General features: G+C 49.2%; 2 tRNA genes and 2 rRNA genes. All 4 read left to right on the top strand.

From position 1 onward, the window contains the following. Positions 1 to 62: ribosomal RNA gene (locus tag ACNQPL_RS26620) — 16S ribosomal RNA — on the top strand; the annotation flags it as partial. Positions 63 to 148: 86 nt separating this feature from the next. Next, positions 149 to 225, top strand: a tRNA-Ile gene (locus ACNQPL_RS26615). 23 nt (positions 226 to 248) lie between these two features. After that, a tRNA-Ala gene (locus ACNQPL_RS26610) sits at positions 249 to 324 on the top strand. A 232-nt stretch (positions 325 to 556) separates the two neighbouring features. After that, positions 557 to 897: ribosomal RNA gene (locus ACNQPL_RS26605) — 23S ribosomal RNA — on the top strand; the annotation flags it as partial.

Here is an 897-nt window from a genome sequence, read left to right as displayed (position 1 = left end):
TGACTGGGGTGAAGTCGTAACAAGGTAGCCGTAGGGGAACCTGCGGCTGGATCACCTCCTTAATCGACGACATCAGCCTGCTGATGAGCTCCCACACGAATTGCTTGATTCTTTGTATAAAGACGATGCTGTAACGCGACCCTGTTATAGGTCTGTAGCTCAGTTGGTTAGAGCGCACCCCTGATAAGGGTGAGGTCGGCAGTTCAAATCTGCCCAGACCTACCATTACATGGTGCAGCCTAGAATACGGGGCCATAGCTCAGCTGGGAGAGCGCCTGCCTTGCACGCAGGAGGTCAGCGGTTCGATCCCGCTTGGCTCCACCACTTTTCGCCGTACGCAGTCGCTTGTCAGAACTTAGAAATGAACATTCGTTGATGAATGTTGATTTCTGGCTTTTGTCAGATCGTTCTTTAAAAATTCGGATATGTGATAGAAATAGACTGAACACTACTTTCACTGGTAGTGGATCAGGCTAAGGTAAAATTTGTGATGTTGCATTACGAATTTTCGGCGAATGTCGTCTTCACAGTATAACCAGATTGCTTGGGGTTATATGGTCAAGTGAAGAAGCGCATACGGTGGATGCCTTGGCAGTCAGAGGCGATGAAAGACGTGGTAGCCTGCGATAAGCTTTGGGGAGTCGGCAAACAGACTGTGATCCAGAGATCTCTGAATGGGGGAACCCACTCAGCATAAGCTGAGTATCTTGTACTGAATACATAGGTGCAAGAGGCGAACCAGGGGAACTGAAACATCTAAGTACCCTGAGGAAAAGAAATCAACCGAGATTCCCTTAGTAGTGGCGAGCGAACGGGGACCAGCCCTTAAGTTGGTTTGAGATTAGTGGAACGCTCTGGAAAGTGCGGCCATAGTGGGTGATAGCCCCGTACACGAAA

The organism is Pseudomonas sp. LFS044 (assembly GCF_047978245.1).
In the GTDB taxonomy this organism is placed as follows: Bacteria; Pseudomonadota; Gammaproteobacteria; order Pseudomonadales; family Pseudomonadaceae; genus Aquipseudomonas.
This window is presented reverse-complemented; position numbering and strand designations above follow the sequence as displayed.